Here is a 19,776-nt window from a genome sequence, read left to right on the forward strand (position 1 = left end):
CGCAACCCCCGATATCCCCGCCAAGGAAGGAAACGTCGATGCTCCTCAAACTCTATGTGCCGGTCGCGGAGCGCGTACGCGCTCTCACGTCGAAGGCGCAGCGCGACCGCGGCGAGGGCCCGGTGCCCTTCGTCATCCTGGTCGCCGTCATCGCGGTGGGCGCCGTGGCCATCGGAACGCTCATCATCAACATCTCGACGGGCTGGCTCAACACGCACGTCCCGAAGCCCTGACGATGTTCCTGTCGCATCTGCGTTCGCCCCGCTCCCCGCGTGGTGAACGGCCGACCACCGAACCGCCGGCTGCCGAACCGGGCCGGCGGCGGTGGCGGCTGCGCGGCGACGGGCCGGTGGAACTGGCCATCCTGGCCCTGCCGACGATGATCCTGTCGTTCATGGTCGTGCAGACCGGCATCGTCTGGTACGCCGACTACATCGCGCTCGGCGCGGCGACCCAGGGCGTCAACGCCGCCCGCGGATACCAGTCGAACACCACGGCCGGCAACGCGAAGGCGTACTCGTTCCTGCTGGCGGTGGGTTCGATGATCAGCTACAAGCGGGTCACGACGAAGCGGGTCGGCAACGAGATGGTCTGCACCGTGGAGGGGCAGGCGCCGAGCATCATCCCCGGCCTGACCTTCCGCATCACCCAGAGTGCCCACGGGCCGGTCGAGCGGTTCGTGCCATGACGTCGCGGCGGGGCGGGCGGGAGCGCGGGTCGGTCAGCATCGAGCTGGCGATCCTGACCCCGGCCGTCCTCGCCCTGTTCGTCTGCGCCGTCGTCGTCGGCCGCTACTCGATGTCCAAGCAGGCCTCGGACGCGGCGGCCTTCGACGCGGCCCGCACGGCGAGCCTGCAGCGCAACGGCACCACGGCGGCCCAGCAGGCCGAGGCGGCCGCCCGCGCCTCCTTCACCGCGAACCGCATCCGCTGCCGCCGCCTGGACGTCACCGTGGACACGAGCGGCTTCAAGGTCGCCGTCGGCCGGCCGGCCTCGGTCACCGTCACGGTCAGCTGCCAGGTCGAGCTCAAGGACGTCGCTCTGCCGGGCGTACCCGGCACGACCACGCTGACCTCCACGTTCACCAGCCCGCTCGACACCTACCGGGGGCGGTCGTCATGAGGATCGGTGCCCGCCGGCGGTGCGACGAGGGCCGGATCACGATGTTCTTCGCGATTCTCGCGACCGCCTGGTTCACGATGGTCGGCCTCATCGTGGTCGGCGGCGGCCGCGTACGCGCGTACCAGTACGCCGACAACGTCGCCACCGAAGCCGCCCGGTCGGCCGCCCAGGCGATCGATCCCGGCCCCGCCACGGCCGGCGGCACCAAGACCATCAGCCCCACGCTGGCCGCCGCGGCGGCGAAGGCGTACCTCGACAAGGTCGGCGCGACCGGCACGGTCACGGTCCTGCCCGGCGGTCAGAGCGTCCGCGTCGACACGCAGATCACTTATAAGAACCCGTCCGGCCTGGAGTTCCTCGGCGGAGCGACCTGGACGGCCGAGGGATCGGCCACAGCCGTCCTGATCATCAGATGAAGGAGGCGACCATGGTGCAGCTGCTCGCGCGACTCGTGAAAGGACTAGCCGCCCTCGTCGGCCTGGTCCTGCTCGCCGTCGGCGGGCCGGCCCTGCTCGCCCGGGTGGGCGGCGATCCGCTGCCGCACGGCGTACCGAGCCTCGACGCCATCGTCGGCGCCGTGAGCGCGCCCGACGACGGGACGCTGTTCCTGCGCGTACTCGCGCTGGTGGGCTGGGCGGCCTGGGCGACGCTGATGGTGAGCCTGCTGGTGCAGATCCCGGCGAGCCTGCGCGGCCGCCGCGCGGTCCGGCTGCCCGGCCTCGGCTTGCAGCAGCGGATCGCGGCGACGCTGGTCGGCGCGATCCTCGCGGTCTTCATCGGCGGTGCCGTCGCGACGGCCGCGACGCCCGTGCGGCCGCCCGCGGTGGTGGCGACGGTCACCGTTCCCGTCCTGAGTGGACCGACCTTGAGCGGGCCGGTCGCGGTCGGCCCGGTCGCCGCGTTCCAGCAGATCCAGCGGCCGGTCTACATCGTGCGGCGGGGCGACTACCTCGGCCGGATCGCCGTGCGGTTCACCGGCGACTTCGACCGCTACCACCAGATCGCCGCGCTCAACCCGCGGATCGTGCGCAACCCCAACCTGATCCGGCCCGGCTGGAAGCTCACCCTGCCCGTCGACGCCCACGACCGCGGCGTCACCCGCCACGCCACCGGCCGCCTCATCACGACCACGGCCCCCACCACCAAGCCCCCGGCTGCGCAGCCCAAGCCGCCCGCGCAGCCCAAGCCTCCGGTCCAGGCCAAGCCGCCGGTCGCTCAGCCGGCACCTCCCGCGGCGCAGCCGTCGTCCGGCCCGGTGCGGACACAGCCCGCCGCGTCGGCCCCCGCAGCCTCCCCGCCACTCCTTCCCGCCACTTCCACGCGTACGCGAGAACCAGCCGTCTCGGCCGCGACAGCCCACGCGTTCCTCGGGGTCGCCGCCGGGCTGGCCGCCGCGAGCGTCCTGGCCGGGCACCTGCTGCTCTGGCGGCGCCGCTCGATCCGCCTGCACCGCAACCGGTTGCGGGCGCGTCGCGTACGCCAGACCCGCTGGCTGGCCGACGCGCCGGTCTCGCCGGCCGTGAGCGTGATGGCCGCGACCGAGGTCTACGAGCCCGAACCCCGGCCCGCCCGGCACAGCACCTCCGACCGGCTCGACGCCGGACTGCGCCACCTCGGGACGGGGCTGCGCGACCGGGCCGAGTTCGCGATGCCGGACATCTTCGCGGCCTGGCACTATGGCGGCGAACTCGGCGTCGTCCTGGCCTCGCCGTGCGGCGACCCGCCCGAGCCCTACACCGCCCGGTCGCCGGACACCTGGGCGCTGCGTACCAGCGAACCGCTGCCGGACACGGACGGCGTACCGGCGCCGCTGCCCGGGCTGCTGACCCTCGGCTCCTGGCCCGAAGGCGGCGAACTGTTCGTCGACAGCGAGCGTACGGGCCTGCTGACCCTCATCGGCGATCCCGAACGCTGCGACGACCTGCTGCGCCACCTGGCCGCCGAGGCGTCCGGCGCGGCCTGGGCGGACAGCGCGGCCGTGCTCATCTCCGGCTTCAGCTCGGCCGACACCCGGGCGATCGGCTCCCTGAACGAACCCCGCGTACGCTCCATCCGCGACGTCGGCGAGGCGCTGGCCCGGATCGCCCGGCGGGCCGTCGTCAACCGGGCGGTCCTGCGCGAAAGCGGTACGCCGGACACCCTCGTCGCCCGCGTCAACAACACCAACGGTTCGGTGTGGACGACGCACCTGCTGTTCGTCGCCGACCCCTGGGGCGAGCACACCCAGCAGCTCGAGGAGCTCGACGCCCAGCTCGCGGCGTTCGGCCGGGTCGGCGTCGGCGTCGTCGCCACCCATCCGACCTCGACCCGCTGGTCGGTCTCGGTGGATGCCGAAGGCCGCCTCGACATGCCCTGGCTGGCGTTCTCCGACACCCTCGCCGAGCAGTTGACCGGGGAGGAGTTGCAGGCCCTGTCCGCCGCCACCGGCAACCCCGAATACGCGGGAGTACCCGTCGCGGGAGCGCGCCACCGCACGCGTACCTGACCGCCAAGATCCCGAACCCCAGATCCCGACGCCAAGATCCCGACGCCAAGATCCCGCTTAGATCAGGGAAATTACCCGAATCATGGCCCATGATTACGTGCGAAAACCTGATCCAAACGGGATCTTGGGGAGCGGGCGGCCCGCTACCGGAGGGGGATGTCGAGCCAGGAGGGGCCGGAGAAGGTCGCGTTGGCGAACGCTCCGTTGTCGTCGAGGTAGAGGCTGTCCGCGCCGTCGACGACGAGCGCCAGCCGGTGTCCGGCCGCCACGTCCCAGGCCGTCGCCGGCATGCGCAGGTCGAGGGTGATGGGGGTGCCCGCAGCGGAGCCGCGCCACGAGATCGGGGCGTTCGAGAGCAGCGATCCGGTGCCGAGCCCGTCCACGTCGTACAGGTACGCGATCAGGGTCCCATTGGCCGACGACGGCGTCACTCGCAGGTGGAGGGACGGGATGCCGCGGACGTGCCGGACGGAGGACGTCGAGGACGACACCCAGACGCCGGCGTGGACCCGGTCGACCCCGGGGACCCAGACCGTCGGCGGTACGCCGGTCAGCGCCGCCAGGCCGTTCGAGATCAACGCGATCCCGCCGGAGGCGGTGGTGTCGAGATCGGTCCAGGTGAGCCGGGACCAGCCGGTCGCCGGGGTGCCGCCGAGGTCGCCGGTGCCGTCGAGGAGGCGTACCGGGCCGAGGCCGTAGCGGGTGGTGGCGGTCGGCCAGGCCGGGTAGGACTCGGTGGAGTTCTTGGTACGCAACACGACCGGGTTCTCGGTGTCGACGCCGTTGGCGATGCCGAGCAGGTAGTGGTCGAACCAGCGGCGGGTGGACGTCCACACCGCGTTGTCGAGGCCGATGATGCCGGTCAGTTCGGGGATGGCGTGGTCGCCGGGGGAGAACTCCAGCCGCTTCGGGGTGGTCAGCGAGCCGTAGAAGTCCACGAGCTGGTCGGGCGGGAACACGCTGTCCCCGTACGCGTTGGCCATCAGGATCGCCGGGTTGTTGGCGTTGATGGCGGACAGGTAGGTCTTCGCCGACCGGAGCCGGGCGAAGGCGAGGACGTCCGGGACGTTCTGGTAGTTCCAGAAGTCGTTGATGATCGTGTTGAACTCGTCGCTCGGGTGGCCGAGGAGCAGGGCGACTCCTTGGAGCAGGGCGGGCGCCTGCTGGTGGCGGGTCTGGTCGCCGTAGAGGCTGCTGGCCAGGTCCGACCAGCCGGACATGGCCGACACCGCGCGTACGCGAGCATCGGCCCCGGCGGCGATGAGGCTGATCCCGGCGCCGTAGGAGACGCCGGCCATGCCGATCCGGGCGGGGTCGGCGGTGGTGTGGGCGAGGGTCCAGGTGATTACGGTGCTGGCGTCGGCGATGTCCTTCGGGCCGGCGGTGTCGATCTTGCCGCCCGAGGTCCACCACCCGCGCGGCGTGTACGACACGACGGTGTAGCCGCCTTGGGCCAGGGCGGTCGCCTGCGCGACGTACTCGATGTCGTTCAGCCCCCAGGACGAGGGGAAGACGATCGCGGGGTGCGTGCCGGGGGTGGTCGATTCGATGACGTTGGCCTTCAGGACGACACCGTCGGCGGCGGTGATGTCCACAAAGGTCAGTGCTGTGGTGCTCGCGGCATGGGCGGGGACGGCGACGCCGACGCTGGCGAGGGCCAGAGCGGCGCCGAGGAGGAGGGTTCGGCGGATCATGCGGGGGCCTCACTTCGGGACGGAAGTGCTACCGATGTGTTACCGGAGGGTAACTACAGAGTGAGGCACGCCACAATACCGATGAGTAACAAAGGCACTAGGAGATCACGCGGTGCGGGTGCGTATAGACGTTCATGCTGTCTCCACGCAGGAATCCGACCAGCGTCTGGCCGGCCGCGTCGGCCAGCTCCACCGCGAGTGAGCTGGGCGCCGACACCGCGGCGACCACGCTGATCCCGGCCATCCACGCCTTCTGCGTCAGCTCGAACCCGGCCCGCCCGGACAGCATCAGCACCGTGCCCGCGAGCGGCAGCCGGCCGTCCTTCAGCGCCCAGCCCACCAGCTTGTCCACCGCGTTGTGCCGGCCCACGTCCTCGCGCGCCGCGAGCAGCTCGCCGTCCGCCGTGAACAATGCCGCCGCGTGCAGTCCGCCTGTACGCGCGAACGCCCGCTGGGCCGGCCGCAGCTTGTCCGGCAGTCCCACGAGGACGGCCGCGTCCACGGTCACCGGGTCGGCGCGTACGTCGAAGCGGGAACGCGTACGGATGGCGTCGATGCTCGCCTTGCCGCACACGCCGCACGAGCTGGTCGTGTAGAAGTTCCGTTCGGCCGTCGGATCGGGCGCGGGCACGTGCGGCGCGAGCACCACGTCCACGACGTTGTAGGTGTTCGGCGTCTCCGCTCCGGCGCACAGCTGGGCCGTGTACACGTCCTCGGCCGTCGTGATCACGCCCTCGGTGAGCAGGAAGCCGAGGGCGAGATCGATCTCGTCGCCGGGCGTGCGCATGGTGACGGCGAGGGGCTTCTTGCCGACCCGGATCTCCAGCGGTTCCTCGCCGGCGAGCAGGTCGCCTCTGGTCTGCGGAGTTCCGCCGACGGTGACGCGCGTGACGGGACGGCGTACGGTGACCCGGCTCATGGCGCCGCGCAGGGTTCGAGCCGCACGATGATCTGCTTCGAGACCGGGGTGTTCGACTCGGCCGCGGTGGAGTCCAGCGGCACGAGCACGTTCGCCTCCGGGAAGTACGCCGCGGCACAGCCCCGCGCGGTCGGGTACGCGATCACCCGGAACTGGTGCGCCGTCCGCTCCGACCCGTCGACCCACTCGGAGACGACGTCCACATAGGATCCGTCGCGTACGCCGAGGGCATCCAGGTCGTCGGGGCTCACGAAGACCACCCGGCGACCCTGCTTGACCCCGCGGTAGCGGTCGTCGAGCCCGTAGATCGTGGTGTTGTACTGGTCGTGGCTGCGCATGGTCTGCAGGATCAGCCGGCCCGGCGGGACGTCGATCGTCGCTAGTGGACTGACCGTGAAGTGCGCCTTGCCGTCCGACGTCGCGAACGTACGCGAGTCCCGCGGCGGATGCGGCAGCGTGAACCCGCCCGGCACGGCGACCCGCGCCTCGAAGTCGGCGAACCCTGGCACGTGCGCGGCGATCAGTTCGCGGATCGCCCGGTAATCCGCCTGCCACGTACGCCACGGCAGCGCGTCGCCGAGCAGCCGTTCGGCGATGCCGCAGATGATGGCCACCTCGGAACGCAGCTCGGGCGAGGCCGGTTCGAGCGATCCTTGCGACGAGTGCACGGCCGACATCGAGTCCTCGACCGTCACGAACTCCCCTTTGTCGAACTCCGTACGCCCCAGGCAGGGCAGGATCAGCGACACCTCGCCGGGCACCACGTGCGACCGGTTGAGCTTGGTGGACACGTGCACGGTCAGGTCGCAGGCGGCCAGGGCGGCCTCGGTGACCGGGGTGTCGGGCGTGGCCGCCGCGAAGTTGCCGCCGACCGCCACGAACACCTTCGCGTGCCCGTCGCGCATCGCCCGGATCGCCTCGACCGTGTCCAGCCCCTTCTCCACCGGCATCGCCACGCCGAGGCTGGCCCCGAGCTTCGGCACCCAGGCCGGCGGCTCGTGCCAGATCCCCATGGTCCGGTCGCCCTGGACGTTGGAGTGGCCGCGTACCGGGCACAGGCCGGCACCGGGTTTGCCGATCATCCCGCGCAGGAGCTGCACGTTCACGATCTCGCGGATCGTCGCCACGGCGTCGCGCTGCTGCGTCAGGCCCATCGCCCAGCACACGATCGTCGCCGGGCTGCCCGCGAACGCCCGGGCCGCCCGCTCGATCTCGCTGCGCCGCAGCCCGGTCGCCCGCTCGACCTCGGGCCAGTCCACCGTGGTACGCGCGGCCGCGTACTCGTCGAAGCCCTGCGCGTACGCGGAGATGAAGTCCTGGTCGAGCGCGCCCCAGCTGAGTAGGAGGTGACCGATGGCCTGGAAGAGGGCGAGGTCGCCGCCGAGGCGGATCTGGAGGAACTGGTCGGCCAGCGGCGTGCCCTTGCCGACGTAGCCGCCGGGCTTCTGGGGGTTGCGGAAGTTCATCAGCCCGGCCTCGGGCAGCGGGTTGATCGCGATGATCCGCGCGCCGCTCTTCTTGGCCTTCTCCAGCGCGGTGAGCATGCGCGGGTGGTTGGTGCCGGGGTTCTGGCCGACGATGACCAGCAGTTTCGCCTCGTGGATGTCGTCGAGGGTGACCGACCCCTTGCCGATGCCGATGGTGCTGGACAGGGCGGTGCCGGAGGACTCGTGGCACATGTTCGAGCAGTCCGGCAGGTTGTTCGTCCCGTACGCCCGCGCCAGCAGCTGGTAGAGGAACGCGGCCTCGTTCGACGTACGCCCCGACGTGTAGAACAGCGCCTCGTCCGGCCGCCCGCCCCGCAGCCGGTCCGCGACCACGTCGAACGCCTCGTCCCAGGAGACCGGGGTGTAGTGCCCGGCGCCGGCCCGGCGGATCATCGGCGAGGTGAGGCGGCCCTGCTGGCCCAGCCAGTAGTCCGTCTTCGCGGCCAGCTCGGAGATCGCGTACCGGGCGAAGAACTCGGGGGTGATCCGCCGGAGCGTGGCCTCCTCGGCGACGGCCTTCGCGCCGTTCTCGCAGAACTCGGCGTGCGGCCGCTGTTCCGGCGCCGGTTCGGGCCAGGCGCAGCCGGGGCAGTCGAACCCGCCGGCCTGATTGATCTTGAGAAGGGTGAGTGTGGTGCGGCGTACGCCCATCTGGGCCAGGCCGGCCCGCAGGCCGTGCGTGACTCCGCCCAGCCCGGCGGCCGAGGTCATCGGCTTGCCGACCCGGGGGTGGCGTTCGTCGGGGTCCTCGACGGGCGGCTTGCGTGCCATAACGGCAGCCTAGCCCGGCCGGACGCACTGTGTACGCGCCGGTGCGGGCCAGGCCGCCGTCAAGGGCTCGCCCGGTTTCAGGATTTGCTGGGCGTGCCGAAGGCGAGGTTCACCACCCAGCTGATCAGGCCGACGATGATCGCGCCCCAGAACGCCGCCCAGAAGCCGTTCACGTGGAACGGGATGTTGAGCTGGTCGCAGAGCCAGCTGACCAGCAGGAACAGCAGGGCGTTGACCACGAGTGCGATCAGGCCGAGGGTCAGCACGTAGAAGATGCAGCCCACCACGTGCAGGATCGGTTTCAGGATCGCGTTGACGAGGCCGAAGATCAGGGCGACGCCGAGGTACGTGAGCACCTTCTTGACGTTGTTGTCGGTCGTCACCTCGATCCCGTCGACGAGCGCGGTCGCGAGCCACAGCCCGCCCGCGGTGACGAGCAATCGGACGAGGAATCCCATGCTCACGATCGTGCCGGAAACACGGCGTACGCGAGGCGAAATGTCGCAGTTGGACGGCCCGCATTACAGATAGGCCTCATCGGCGCTCTTCGGTATTGACGGACGTTGTCGGCACTGGTACCAACGTTTGTTAAGCAACTTGTCTAACTATCTGCTTTCCGTAGGACGGAATGGAGTTCGGCATGTCGGCAAACGGAATGGGCGGCGTCTCGCGCCGGGGTCTGCTCGCGGGCGGGATCGGCGCGGCCGCGCTCGCCGCCGCGGGCTGTGACGTCGGCGGGGGCGGGGCCGACTCGGGCGGCGCGGGCACCGGCGAAGGCAAGATCACGGCACTGTTCATGCAGCAGGCGGGCTACTCGGAGGACGACATCCGGGGAATGACGGCGGACTTCGCGAAGGCGTACCCCAAGATCACGGTCGAGCCGACGTTCGTCGCGTACGAGGCGCTGCACGACAAGATCGTCGCGGCCGCCCCGGCGGGCACGTACGACGTCGTCCTCATCGATGTCATCTGGCCGGCCGAGTTCGGCAGCAAGAAGATCGTCACCGACGTCACCGCGCAGTTCCCGGCGGCGTGGAAGACGGACATGCTCGGCGGCGCCCTCACGACCGCCGAGTACCAGAACAAGTTCTACGGCGTTCCGTGGATCCTGGACACCAAGTACCTGTTCCACAACACCGAGATGCTCGGCAAGGCCGGTGTCGACGCCGCGTCGCTGTCCACGTGGGACGGCGTCCTGGCGGCGGCCACGAAGATCAAGAACGCCGGCCTGGTCAAGTACCCGCTGATCTGGAGCTGGAAGCAGGCCGAGGCGCTCATCTGCGACTACACGCAGTTGCTCGGCGCGTTCGGCGGCAAGTTCCTCTCCGACGACTTCCAGTCGACGGCATTCGCCACCGGCGGCGGTCTCGACGCGCTCAAGTGGATGAAGAAGACCCTCGACGACGGGCTGACCAACCCCAACTCGATGGAGTCGCTGGAGGAGGACGTCCGCAAGACGTTCTCCGAGGGCGGCGCGGCGATGGCCCTCAACTGGACCTACATGTTCAACGCCGCCAACGACCCGGCCCAGTCGAAGGTGGCCGGCAAGGTCGACGTGCTGCCCACGCCGGCGGGCTCGGCGGGCGCCCCCGGCGTCAACGGCTCGATGGCGCTGTGCGTGACCGGCGGCAGCAAGAACCAGAAGGCGGCCTGGACCTACATCTCCTACCTGACCGGCGCCGACGTCCAGAACAAGTACGCCAAGAGCAGCCTGCCCTGCTGGGCGAAGTCCTACGACGACCCTGCCGTGCTGTCGGTGGCCCCGAAGATGGTCCCGGCGGCCAAGAAGGAGCTGGCGAACCTGATCTCCCGGCCGGAGGTGCCCCGGTACAACGAGATCAGCCAGATCCTGCAGGCCGAGGTGCAGAACGCGCTGCTCGGCCGCAAGACCCCGGAGAAGGCCCTCGCCGACGCGGCGGACCAGGCGAAGTCGCTCTTGTCGTGACCGGATTCCTGCGCAGGGGACGGGTGGCGCTGCTCGCGTACGCGCTGCTCGTCCCGGCCGCCCTGGTCGTCTTCGGGGTGGTGCTCTACCCAGCCGGCCGGGCGCTGGTGATCTCGTTCTTCGACGTGGACAGCCCGTTCCCCGGCGCGTACCCCTTCGTGGGGTTGAAGAACTACGCGGACATCCTGACCGGGGCGCGGTTCTGGACCGCGGCGCAGCACACGCTGTACTTCACGCTGGCCTCGACGACGCTGGAGGTGGTGCTGGGCCTCGGCCTGGCCCACCTGCTGGCGGCGCCGATCCGGCTGCGGTGGCTGTTTCGCGGCATCGTGATCCTGCCGTGGGCGCTGCCGACGATCGTCAACGGCGCGATGTGGCGCTGGATCCTCAACGCGGAGTACGGCGCGCTCAACGCCCTGCTCACCCAGCTGCACGTGCAGGGCGACTACCGCTCGTGGCTCGGCTCCGACCCGTTCGTGGCGCTCAACATGGTGGTGGTCGCCGACGTCTGGAAGAACACGTCGCTGGTGGCGTTCTTCCTGCTGGCCGGCCTACAGACGATCCCGGGCGACCTGCTGGAGGCGGCCCGCATCGACGGGGCCGGCCCGGTACGCGCCTTCCTGCGGGTCACGCTGCCGATGCTGCGCCCGACGCTGGCGGCGGTGCTGGTGCTGCGGATCATCGAGGCGTTCAAGGTGTTCGACATCATCTATGTGATGACGGGCGGCGGACCGGCCGGCGGTACGCAGACCGTCACCTTCCTCACCTACCTGCAGGCGTTCTCGGCCGAGCGGTTCAGCTACGGAGCGGCGCTCGCCTACGTGACCGTGGTGGCGATCCTCCTGCTCGCCCTGATCTACCTGCGATTGCTGCGGCAACAGGAGCTGAGCGTGTCGTGAAGAAGAACCGGCATGTCGGCGCGCACATCGGCGCCCTGGTCGCCTCGATCCTCATCCTCGCGCCGTTCGCCTGGCTCGTGATCACCTCGATCGCGGGTCAGACCGACCTGCTCGCCCGCCCGCTGCGCTGGTGGCCCGAGCACGTCACGCTCAGCCGCTACCGCGAGATCTTCTCCGGCGCGGCGGGCGGCGTCGCCGCCCAGTTCCGCTCCGCGATGGTCAACAGCCTGGTCGTCGCCGCCGGCACCGTGCTCATCAGCGTGTCCGTGGGCATCTTCGGCGGGTACGCGCTGGCGAGGCTGCGGTTCCCGCTGCGCCGGGTGACGCTGCTGTCGTTCCTCGTCACGTACATGCTGCCGCCGATCGTGCTCATCATCCCGCTGTACCTGCTGATGGCGCGGTTCGGGCTGCTCGACACCAAGCTCGGTCTCGTGATCGTCTACTGCTCGCTGGCGACGCCGTTCGCCCTCTGGACGATGAACAACTTCTTCGGCTCGCTCCCGGTCGAGCTGGAGGAGGCCGCCCGGGTGGACGGCTGCTCACGGCTCGGCGCGCTGATCCGGATCATCCTGCCGTTGGCCCGGCCCGGGATCGTGGCGACCGTACTGTTCGTCTTCCTGCTCTGCTGGGACGAGTTCCTGTACGCGCTGATCTTCACCTCGACCTCGGACGCGAAGACGATCCCGGTCGCGATCGCGGAGTTCACCGGGCGCAACGCGGTCGACTTCGGGCTGATCGCGGCGGGCGGCGTACTGGCGGCGGTGCCCCCGGTCCTGCTCGCCGTCGTGCTGCAGCGCCACCTGCTGAGCGGCTTGACGGCCGGAGCGCTCAAGGCCTGATCCTCTGTTCACGGGAGGCCTGATCATCTGTTCACGGGCCGGGTCGCCGGAACCGCCCGGTGCGCGTACGCGTCGGAAGCCACATGTCGTCGCGTACCGCCTGGGCGGTTCTCGGGCTCGCGTTCCTGGTCGCCGGTTGCTCGACGGCCCCACCGGAATCGCCGGCGCCCACTCGTGTGATCACGTCGATCGTGCTCGACCGGACCGGCGGCGACGTCGGCCTCGATGATCATCTCGTGCTGAACCCGAACGGGGACTGGGTCTACACCGACGGCAAGGGCCGGCGCGAACAGGGCGTGCTCGCAGCCGGGAAGACCGCGGACGCGTACGGGATCGCGTCGGGGAAGGAGTTCGCCCGGGAGCTGGCGGCGCCGATGGCCAGCCCGCACTGCGTGGACGCGCCGCTCCTGCGGCTGACGGTCGGCAACGGCAGCGCGGGTTACGTGGACTGCACGGACGAGGTTCCGGTGCACCTCGGCCAGCTGGTCGAGATCCTCCAGGTGGAGATCCTCAACAAGCTCCCTCGTTAGCTTGAACCTGTCAGCGGGACAGCGCGCTCGGGCAGCCGTCGTCGGCGACCGTGCCGCCGAGGGCCACGCCCGCCGCGCCGACCGGCACCGCGAGGGCCAGACCGAGCAGGCCGAGCGCGATCATCCGCGCGATGCCCGCGAGGCGTACGGGGTGGGCGGTCAGGCGCTCGACCCGGTTGACGACGTCCCCGCCGGCGCCCAGCCCCACCGCGGGAGCCCGGCCGAGCGCGACCGTCACGACCGCCTCGGCCAGCACGTAGGTGCCGTGCCGGCGGGCGGCGTAGTCGTCGGCGGCCAGCTCGCAGAGCCGCGCGACCGAACGCGCCGCGTGCCGGGACAGCGGTGCCGGCAGGGCCGCGGCGAACCCGTTCGCGAGCCCGATGAGCAGGTGATGGCGGCCGCGCAGGTGGCCGCGTTCATGCTCGACGGCCGCGGCCAGCTGCTCGGGGGACAGCGCGTCGAGGGCACCCCGGGAGGCGATGACCGCCGGCCGCCCGCCCGGTACGCAGTACAGCACCGGCTGATCGTGCTCGACGACCAGGAGATCGTCGTCGTCGCGGGCGACCAGGCCGAGCGACTGCAGATGAGCCCGGCGGGCGCGGCCGGCCCGGCGCAGCTCGACTGTCATGCGCGTCACCACCCACGCCGGTACGCACAGCGTGCACAACGCGCCGACCACGCCGACCGCGGTGGACCACCAGACGAGCTGGTAGGTGCCGTGGAAGATCCGGAGGCAGGCGTCCATGAGGTGCGCCACGCTGTGGTTGATCGGAGGTAGGCTGACCGCCGCGTGCAGGCTCGCGGCGAGAAGAAAGGCGACGAAGGCCAGGTCCAGCCCCAGCCAAAGGGCGATACCGAGCCTCGGTGCCCGATCGACCCATCGCGCGGCCTGCAACGGGCGTGGTACCAAGTAACCCAGCACCGCCACGCACAGCAGGATCAGCGTCGCTTCGGTCATCGACTGAACGATGCCACGGTCCGAGCTAGATCGGAAGGAGTCCCCCCGGTGGCTGACCTGGGTGCGCTGGAGCGCGCGATCATGGACCGCCTCTGGGCCGCCGACGGCCCATTGCTCGTCCGGGAGATGCTGGACAAGATCAACGCCGACCGGGCGGAGCCGCTGGCGTACACGACCGTGCAGACGGTCGCAGATCGGCTCGCGTCCAAGGGCATCCTGGTCCGGTCGCCGGCCGGCCGGGCGAACCAGTACGCCCCGGTGCGTACCCGCGAGGAGTACGTGGCCTCATTGATGATCGACGCGCTCGCGGCGACCCCCGACCGCGGCTCGGTCTTCGCGCACTTCGTGGAACTCGTCGACGGTGACGACGTGCAGCGGCTGCGGGACGCCCTGCGTACGCGGCACGAGTGAGGGCTGCGTCCGCGGTCGATCGCGTCTAGGCTCAGCGCCTGAGACGTGATGCGACGGGAGCGCGGAGACGTGTCCTACCCCACCAACTCCAATGATCCCTGGCGCGAGGACGACCGCGGCTGGAGCGGCGGCTACCCGCAGCAGGGCTACCCCCCACAAGGACATCCGCAACAGGGCTATCCCGAGCAGCAGGGTTACCCCGAGCAGCAGGGTTACCCGCAGCAAGGTCAGCCTCAGCAGGGCTATCCACAGCAGGGCTACCCGCAGCAGGGACAGCAGCCGGACCATCAGCAGCCCTACGGCCAGCCCGGTTACGGCCAGCAGCCGTCCTACGGCCAGCAACCCGGCTACGGGCAGAGCCGGCAACCCGGTTACGGGCAGCCCGGCCATGACCAGCCCGGCTACGAGCAGAACCCCGGCTACGGCGGCAATCCCTACCCGGGCGCGAACTACGGCCCCCAGTCCGACTACGGCCGGCCGGCGTACGGTGAGCAGCCCTACAGCGGCCAGCCGTACAGCGGTCCGCCCTACGGGGGCCAGTCCTACGGGCCGCCGGAACCGCCTCGCAAGAAGTCCCGCAAGGGTCTGTGGATCACGCTCGTGGTCCTCCTCGTCCTGTGCGCCGGGCTCGGCGGTGGCGGGGCGTTCTTCGTCAAGAAGTACGGCGGCGAGGCCGTCGACAAGGTCCAGGACGCGCAGAGGACCTCCGTCGTCGAGCCGTTCCTGCTCGGCAACCGGACCAAGAGCGCCTCGCCGGAGCTGGTCAAGGCGGCTGCCGAGATGAAGTCCGGCCTGCAGGGCGAGCTCAAGGACGTCAACTCCTCGGTCGCCGCGATCTACGGCGAGACCGCCAAGAAGAACGTGGTCATCGTCGTGGCCGTGGCCGCGCTGCTGATCTCGCCGGAGAAGGAGCTCGACGAGGCGCTCAAGGGCGCCGCCGGGGACAGCGCCGTCACGTTCACCAAGGTCGACGCCGGCCCGCTGGGCGGGTTCGCCAAGTGCGGCACGCAGACCAGCGAAGGCGTACAGAGCGCGATCTGCGGCTGGGCCGACAGCGGAAGCCTGGGCCTGCTGATCTACGTCCAGAAGTCCGCCGACCAGGTCAAAACCGACCTGGTCTACGCCCGAGGCCAAATAGAGCACAAAGAATAAGCAAGAGAGCAAAGAACAATCAGGGGAACAAAGATCTCCACCCCGCACTCGGCCGCGACGTCCGGCGGTGCAAGATCCGCAAGCGCGAAGCGTTTGAGGATCTTGCACCGCCGGACGTCGCATAAGGGCCGACGTGCCCTCGTCTCGCCCGAAGGGCGAACGGGCAGCAACCTTCCCAGCGCCCACCGAGGGACTAGACCACTACTCCTGTTCCGCCCGAGCCTGCCGAGGCAGCAGGAACACCAGGCCGAAGCACACCACGAGCAACCCCACCGAGATGCCGGACGTACGCGCCATCGCCGTTCCGAAGGACACTCCGCCGGTCAGTTCGTGGAAGAAGACCGTGCCGATGACGGCGATCCCGAGCGCTCCGGCGAACTGCTGCACCGCGTTCAGTACGCCGGACGCCGACCCCACCTCGTTGTCCGCCACGCCGTTGAGGATCGTGCCGAAGGCGGGCCCGAGGCTGAGGCCCATGCCGATGCCGGCCACGAAGGTCGACGGGATGAGCTGCCACAGGCCGACCGAGTCGCCGTAGTGCGCCACGGTGAGCGTGAAGGCGCCGAACGCGACCGCCATGATGCCGAGGCCGAGGTGGATGAGCCGGCGGCCGAGCTTCTCGGTGAGCGGGTGGCCGATGATCGCGCCGATCGTGATGCCGAGCGCCATGGGTACGCTGGCCAGCCCCGCCTTGAGCGGTCCGTAGTGCAGGCCGAGCTGGACGAAGAGCCCGAAGACGAGCATGAAGCCGGTGAGGGCGCCGAAGAAGGTCAGGAAGACGGCCAGGCCGCCGGTGAACGCCTTCTTCGCGAACAGCCCGGCCTCGATGAGCGGTGACGACGACCGCCGCCGCTCGTACGCGACGAAGGCGCCGAAGAACGCCAGCGAACCCGCGATCAAGCCGAAGATCCAGACCGGCCAGCCGAGCTCACGACCCTGGATGAGCGGGTAGATGAGCAGCCCGGACGCGACGCTGAGGAAGATCATGCCCAGCACGTCGAGGCGCGGGCGTTCGGGTGCGCGTACCTCGGGCATGATCTTGATGGCACCGAGCACGGCGAAGAGCATGAGGGGCACGTTGATCAGGAAGATCATGCGCCAGCCGGTGCCCCACCAGTCGGCGTCGATGAGGGCGCCGGCGAGGATGGGGCCGCCCACCGCGGACAGGCCCATGACCGGGCCGAAGAGGCCGAAGGCCTTGCCGGTCTCCTCGGGCGGGAAGACCGCCTTGAGGATGCCGAAGCCCTGGGGGATCATCATGGCGCCGAGGGCGCCCTGCAGGATGCGGCTCGTGATGAGCATCGCCGGGTCCTGCGCGGTGGCGCAGGCGACCGAGGCGAGGCCGAAGCCGAGCGCGCCGATGACGAACATCCGCTTGCGGCCGAAGATGTCGCCGAGCCGGCCGCCGGTGATGAGCATGATCGCGAAGGCCAGGGTGTAGCCGGCGCCGATCCACTGGATCATGCTGTCCGAGCCGCCCAGGGCGCGGTGGATGCTGGGCGAGGCCACGTTGACGATGGTGGCGTCGAGCAGATCCATGACCTCGGCGGCGAGGACCAGGAAGAGGATGAGCCAACGCCAGCGGTGCGGCGTGGAGCTCGGTGCGGCAGGCCGCTCCAGCGTAAGAACGCTGTTCGTGTCGGAAGAACGCTGTTCGTTGTCCATGAACGTCAGTTCTACTCGCGAACGGTGTTCGAGTCAAGAACGATGTTCGTGATACGAATCATGTTCGCCGGGCGAACGCCGTTCGCAGGCACTACAGTGAGCGCATGCCGATGGACATGCCCCTGCCGCCGTGGAAGCAGGCGCCGCGGGCCAGGCCGGTACGCCGCCAGCTCAGCCGGGAGGCGATCGTCGACACCGCGATGGCCATCCTGGACAAGGAAGGGCTCGACGCGGTGAGCATGCGGCGGATCGCCCAGGACCTGGAGACCGGCCCCGCCTCGCTGTACGCCCACGTCGGCAACAAGGACGAACTGCTGGAGCTGGTGATCGACCGGGTGGCCGGCGAGATGCCGCTGCCGGTGCCCGATCCGGAGCACTGGCAGGAGCAGGCCCGTCAGATGATCAAGGATGCGATCAACACCTTCGTCAAGCATCCGGGCGTGGCGCAGGTGGCCATGGCCGGCGTACCGAGCGGGCCGAACTCGCTGCGGTCGATGGAGGCCACGCTGGCCGTGCTCAAGGCGGGCGGCCTGCACAACCAGGCCGTCGCCTGGGCCGGTGACCTGTTCGGCTCGTTCATCCCCTCGACCGCCCTGGAGCACGCGCTGTTCCAGGCCGGCGGCAAGACCAGCGAGCAGGTCAAGGAGTACTTCGTCCAGTTCGGGCACTTCCTGCGGTCGCTGCCGGCGCAGGAGTACCCGACGGTGAGCGCGCTCGCCGACGAGATGGTGTCGGGCGAGGGCGACGAGCGGCTCGATTTCAAGATCGATGTGCTGCTCGCCGGGCTCGTCGCCGTCAGCGACCGGATGAAGGCCCAGGACCGAGCGACGGCCGCCAGGTGAACCCCGGTACGCGGATGCTGGCGCGTACCTGCGGCGTGGTGGCGATCGGCGGCGTCGCCGGTGCGCTGGCCCGCTACGGTCTCGGCGTCCTCATCCCCACCCGGCCGGACGCGTTCCCGTGGACGACGTTCGCCATCAACGTGCTGGGCTGCCTGGCTCTGGGCGCACTCGTCCCCCTCGTCGGTACGCACGCCGTGCTGCGCCCGCTGCTCGGCACCGGAGTGCTGGGCGGCTTCACGACGTTCTCGACGTACATGGTGGACATCCAGCGGCTGGTACGCCACGGCGAACCGGAGCTGGCGGCGGCGTACCTGGCCGGGACGGCGATCCTGGCGTTGAGTGCGGCGTACCTGGGCGGATTCCTGATGCGGAGGCTGCGGTGACCGTCCTGCTCGTCGCGCTCGGTGCCGCCTTCGGAGCGCCGGCCCGGTACCTCGTCGACCGGGCGGTGGGCCCTCGCCGCTTCCCCTACGGCACGATGATCGTCAACGTCGCCGGCTCGTTCGTCCTCGGTTGGGCCGCCACCGCGCTGGACACCAAGAGCGGCGCGTACGCCCTGGTCGGCACGGGATTCTGCGGTGCGCTGACGACCTATTCGACGTTCGGCTACGAGACCGTGCGGCTGGCCGAGAGCGGCGAGCACGGCAAGGCGCTGCTCAACGTGATCGTCAGCATCGCCCTCGGCAGCGCCGGCGCGTACCTCGGCTTCCTGGCCGCCTGACCGCACCCCACCCCACCCCACTCCGAGATCCCGTTTGGATCAGGGAAATCACCCGAATCATGGCCCAAGATTCGGGTGAGAACCGTGATCCAAACCGGATCTTGGGCCGGGCTGCCCGCGGCGATCAGGAGGGTGGGGTCAGGAGAGGGCGTGGCGGAGGTCGGTGATCTCGCCGGTGAGCCGGTCCCGCGCGGCGTCGTCCGTCACCCGCGGCAGGTACGCCTCCGCCTGCCGGAGCAGGTCCGCGGCGTCGGACAGGCGCCGCTCGGCGTACGCCGTCTTCGCCTCGTCGAGCAGCCGCTGGGCCGCCAGCTCCGCCGACCGGGAGTCCGCCCGTTCGGGGTAGACGACGCGCGTGATCGACCACAGCGGACTGGTCGGGCCGGCGTCGGCGGCCGCCGCGGTGAGGCCGCCGCCGAGGACCACGAGGCCGCCCAGCGCGGCCGCGATGATCGTGGCGAGCGAGCGGCCCCGGGGAACGGTCCGGCGGGCGCCCGGCGCTGGTGTGTCCAGTGTGGACCGCCACGCGATCAGTGCCCCGGCCAGTGGGTCGCCCGGGTCGGCGGTACCGGCTGTGACGGCGTCGAGGAACGCGTCGTCGCGGGTCTGGGCCGCCTCGTCGGCCGAGCCCTCGAAGGAGCGGCCCTCGGGGAAGCGGCCCTGATTACGGATCTTCACGATGGCATCCCGCTGGTCTTCATGACGACGACGCCCCGGACAGGGCGCGGCCGGCGAGTGTTCGGAGTTTGGACAGCGCCCGGGACTGCGCGACGCGTACGGCGACCGGTGACATGTCGAGCGTCCGGCCGACCTCGGCGGCGCTCAGTCCCACCGCGACGCGGAGCACGAGGATCTCGCGCTGGGTCTCCGGCAGGGCGGTGAGCAGCCGGGCCAGCCGCCGGGCCTGGTCGGCCGCGATCGCCGCCTGTTCGGGGCCGGGGGCCGGATCGGCCGGGTCGAGGACCCCGTCGACCGGCACGGTCAACCGGCGTACGGCGCTGCGCTGGGCGTCGGCGATCTTGCGGGCGGCGATCCCGTAGACGAAAGCGGAGAAGGGCACGCCCTGGTCCCGGTAGCGCGGCAGGGCCCGCAGCACGGCTACGCAGACGTCCTGGGAGATGTCGTCGGCCGTGGTGTAGCCCCCGCCGACCGGCCCGAGCCGCGCGCGGCAGTAGCGGACGACGCCGGGGCGTACCTCCGCCAGCAGAGCGGCCGTGGCCGTCGGCTCCCCGCTGACCGCGCGAGCGACCAAATCGGAATCACTCCACATATCGGACAACCCTAGTAACGCGAGCGGCCGTCGGGCAGATAGACACTCCGGTGCGACAACCGACGA

Annotated in this window: 22 protein-coding genes; 14 read left to right on the forward strand and 8 right to left on the reverse strand. The window is 70.4% G+C overall.

Annotated elements, in window-relative coordinates; translation table 11 throughout:
- The first annotated feature begins 38 nt into the window (after nucleotides 1-38).
- From G401_RS0112105 to G401_RS52620, 5 genes are read left to right on the forward strand one after another with little or no spacing between them, the layout of a single operon-like run.
- On the forward strand, nucleotides 39-233 hold the full coding sequence (locus tag G401_RS0112105; RefSeq protein WP_027342721.1) for a hypothetical protein: 195 nt from the start codon (nucleotides 39-41) through the stop codon (nucleotides 231-233).
- 2 nt (nucleotides 234-235) lie between these two features.
- Nucleotides 236-688 (forward strand): pilus assembly protein, encoded by a 453-nt coding sequence (locus G401_RS45115; protein WP_051366526.1) that lies wholly within the window; start codon nucleotides 236-238, stop codon nucleotides 686-688.
- Complete coding sequence (locus G401_RS0112115) at nucleotides 685-1,122, forward strand: TadE family protein (RefSeq protein ID WP_027342722.1); 438 nt, start codon at nucleotides 685-687, stop codon at nucleotides 1,120-1,122. The genes G401_RS45115 and G401_RS0112115 overlap by 4 nt, the downstream gene beginning before the upstream one ends.
- Entirely contained in the window at nucleotides 1,119-1,538 is a 420-nt protein-coding gene (locus G401_RS0112120; protein ID WP_034591284.1) for a TadE/TadG family type IV pilus assembly protein, read from the forward strand. Before G401_RS0112115 ends, G401_RS0112120 begins: the two co-directional genes overlap by 4 nt.
- 11 nt (nucleotides 1,539-1,549) lie before the next feature.
- On the forward strand, nucleotides 1,550-3,607 hold the full coding sequence (locus G401_RS52620; protein WP_157545616.1) for a LysM peptidoglycan-binding domain-containing protein: 2,058 nt from the start codon (nucleotides 1,550-1,552) through the stop codon (nucleotides 3,605-3,607).
- A 143-nt stretch (nucleotides 3,608-3,750) separates the two neighbouring features.
- Here G401_RS52620 and G401_RS0112130 read toward each other — a convergent pair whose 3' ends face one another.
- From G401_RS0112130 to G401_RS0112145, 4 genes are all read right to left on the reverse strand, one after another.
- Nucleotides 3,751-5,301, reverse strand: coding sequence for a CocE/NonD family hydrolase (locus tag G401_RS0112130; protein WP_051366528.1), 1,551 nt, complete (start codon nucleotides 5,299-5,301; stop codon nucleotides 3,751-3,753).
- A gap of 97 nt (nucleotides 5,302-5,398) precedes the next feature.
- The gene (gene fdhD / locus G401_RS0112135) at nucleotides 5,399-6,220 is read right to left on the reverse strand and encodes a formate dehydrogenase accessory sulfurtransferase FdhD (RefSeq protein ID WP_027342725.1); all 822 of its coding nucleotides are present in this window, start codon (nucleotides 6,218-6,220) and stop codon (nucleotides 5,399-5,401) included.
- The gene (locus G401_RS0112140; RefSeq protein WP_027342726.1) at nucleotides 6,217-8,478 is read right to left on the reverse strand and encodes an FdhF/YdeP family oxidoreductase; all 2,262 of its coding nucleotides are present in this window, start codon (nucleotides 8,476-8,478) and stop codon (nucleotides 6,217-6,219) included. Before G401_RS0112140 ends, fdhD begins: the two co-directional genes overlap by 4 nt.
- A 77-nt stretch (nucleotides 8,479-8,555) precedes the next feature.
- Nucleotides 8,556-8,936 (reverse strand): phage holin family protein, encoded by a 381-nt coding sequence (locus tag G401_RS0112145; protein WP_027342727.1) that lies wholly within the window; start codon nucleotides 8,934-8,936, stop codon nucleotides 8,556-8,558.
- A 182-nt stretch (nucleotides 8,937-9,118) separates the two neighbouring features.
- On the opposite strand from G401_RS0112145, the gene G401_RS0112150 reads away from it, so the two are divergent.
- From G401_RS0112150 to G401_RS0112165, 4 genes are all read left to right on the forward strand, one after another.
- Entirely contained in the window at nucleotides 9,119-10,423 is a 1,305-nt protein-coding gene (locus tag G401_RS0112150; RefSeq protein WP_084557111.1) for an extracellular solute-binding protein, read from the forward strand.
- Nucleotides 10,420-11,322 (forward strand): carbohydrate ABC transporter permease, encoded by a 903-nt coding sequence (locus G401_RS45125; RefSeq protein ID WP_051366529.1) that lies wholly within the window; start codon nucleotides 10,420-10,422, stop codon nucleotides 11,320-11,322. The genes G401_RS0112150 and G401_RS45125 overlap by 4 nt, the downstream gene beginning before the upstream one ends.
- The gene (locus G401_RS0112160) at nucleotides 11,319-12,161 is read left to right on the forward strand and encodes a carbohydrate ABC transporter permease (RefSeq protein ID WP_027342729.1); all 843 of its coding nucleotides are present in this window, start codon (nucleotides 11,319-11,321) and stop codon (nucleotides 12,159-12,161) included. Before G401_RS45125 ends, G401_RS0112160 begins: the two co-directional genes overlap by 4 nt.
- Nucleotides 12,162-12,244: 83 nt before the next feature.
- The gene (locus G401_RS0112165) at nucleotides 12,245-12,691 is read left to right on the forward strand and encodes a hypothetical protein (protein WP_157545618.1); all 447 of its coding nucleotides are present in this window, start codon (nucleotides 12,245-12,247) and stop codon (nucleotides 12,689-12,691) included.
- Nucleotides 12,692-12,701: 10 nt separating this feature from the next.
- On the opposite strand, the gene G401_RS45130 is transcribed toward G401_RS0112165, so the two are convergent.
- The gene (locus G401_RS45130) at nucleotides 12,702-13,649 is read right to left on the reverse strand and encodes a M56 family metallopeptidase (RefSeq protein ID WP_051366530.1); all 948 of its coding nucleotides are present in this window, start codon (nucleotides 13,647-13,649) and stop codon (nucleotides 12,702-12,704) included.
- A gap of 48 nt (nucleotides 13,650-13,697) precedes the next feature.
- Here G401_RS45130 and G401_RS0112175 point away from each other — a divergent pair, with 48 nt between their 5' ends.
- Complete coding sequence (locus tag G401_RS0112175) at nucleotides 13,698-14,060, forward strand: BlaI/MecI/CopY family transcriptional regulator (RefSeq protein ID WP_027342731.1); 363 nt, start codon at nucleotides 13,698-13,700, stop codon at nucleotides 14,058-14,060.
- A gap of 69 nt (nucleotides 14,061-14,129) precedes the next feature.
- Nucleotides 14,130-15,212 carry a hypothetical protein gene (locus G401_RS45140; protein WP_051366531.1) on the forward strand — a complete coding sequence of 361 codons (1,083 nt, stop codon included), beginning with the start codon at nucleotides 14,130-14,132 and terminating at the stop codon, nucleotides 15,210-15,212.
- A 201-nt stretch (nucleotides 15,213-15,413) separates the two neighbouring features.
- Here the strand turns inward: G401_RS45140 and G401_RS0112185 are convergent, their stop codons facing one another.
- Nucleotides 15,414-16,877 (reverse strand): DHA2 family efflux MFS transporter permease subunit, encoded by a 1,464-nt coding sequence (locus G401_RS0112185; protein WP_051366532.1) that lies wholly within the window; start codon nucleotides 16,875-16,877, stop codon nucleotides 15,414-15,416.
- Between the two features lie 104 nt (nucleotides 16,878-16,981).
- On the opposite strand from G401_RS0112185, the gene G401_RS45145 reads away from it, so the two are divergent.
- Genes G401_RS45145 through crcB form a run of 3 tightly spaced genes read left to right on the forward strand, consistent with a single transcriptional unit; the run spans nucleotide 16,982 to nucleotide 18,440 of the window.
- A complete protein-coding gene (locus tag G401_RS45145; protein WP_051366533.1) occupies nucleotides 16,982-17,719 on the forward strand; it encodes a TetR/AcrR family transcriptional regulator in 738 nt (245 codons plus the stop codon).
- Complete coding sequence (locus G401_RS45150) at nucleotides 17,716-18,102, forward strand: fluoride efflux transporter FluC (protein ID WP_211240722.1); 387 nt, start codon at nucleotides 17,716-17,718, stop codon at nucleotides 18,100-18,102. Before G401_RS45145 ends, G401_RS45150 begins: the two co-directional genes overlap by 4 nt.
- Complete coding sequence (gene crcB, locus G401_RS0112200) at nucleotides 18,099-18,440, forward strand: fluoride efflux transporter CrcB (RefSeq protein ID WP_027342733.1); 342 nt, start codon at nucleotides 18,099-18,101, stop codon at nucleotides 18,438-18,440. Before G401_RS45150 ends, crcB begins: the two co-directional genes overlap by 4 nt.
- A 138-nt stretch (nucleotides 18,441-18,578) precedes the next feature.
- Here the strand turns inward: crcB and G401_RS0112205 are convergent, their stop codons facing one another.
- Complete coding sequence (locus G401_RS0112205; protein ID WP_027342734.1) at nucleotides 18,579-19,118, reverse strand: hypothetical protein; 540 nt, start codon at nucleotides 19,116-19,118, stop codon at nucleotides 18,579-18,581.
- A 19-nt stretch (nucleotides 19,119-19,137) separates the two neighbouring features.
- Nucleotides 19,138-19,692 carry an RNA polymerase sigma factor ShbA gene (shbA, locus tag G401_RS45155; protein ID WP_245601692.1) on the reverse strand — a complete coding sequence of 185 codons (555 nt, stop codon included), beginning with the start codon at nucleotides 19,690-19,692 and terminating at the stop codon, nucleotides 19,138-19,140.
- Nucleotides 19,693-19,776 lie beyond the last annotated feature (84 nt).

This window comes from Hamadaea tsunoensis DSM 44101 (assembly GCF_000428945.1).
Taxonomy (GTDB): Bacteria; Actinomycetota; Actinomycetes; order Mycobacteriales; family Micromonosporaceae; genus Hamadaea; species Hamadaea tsunoensis.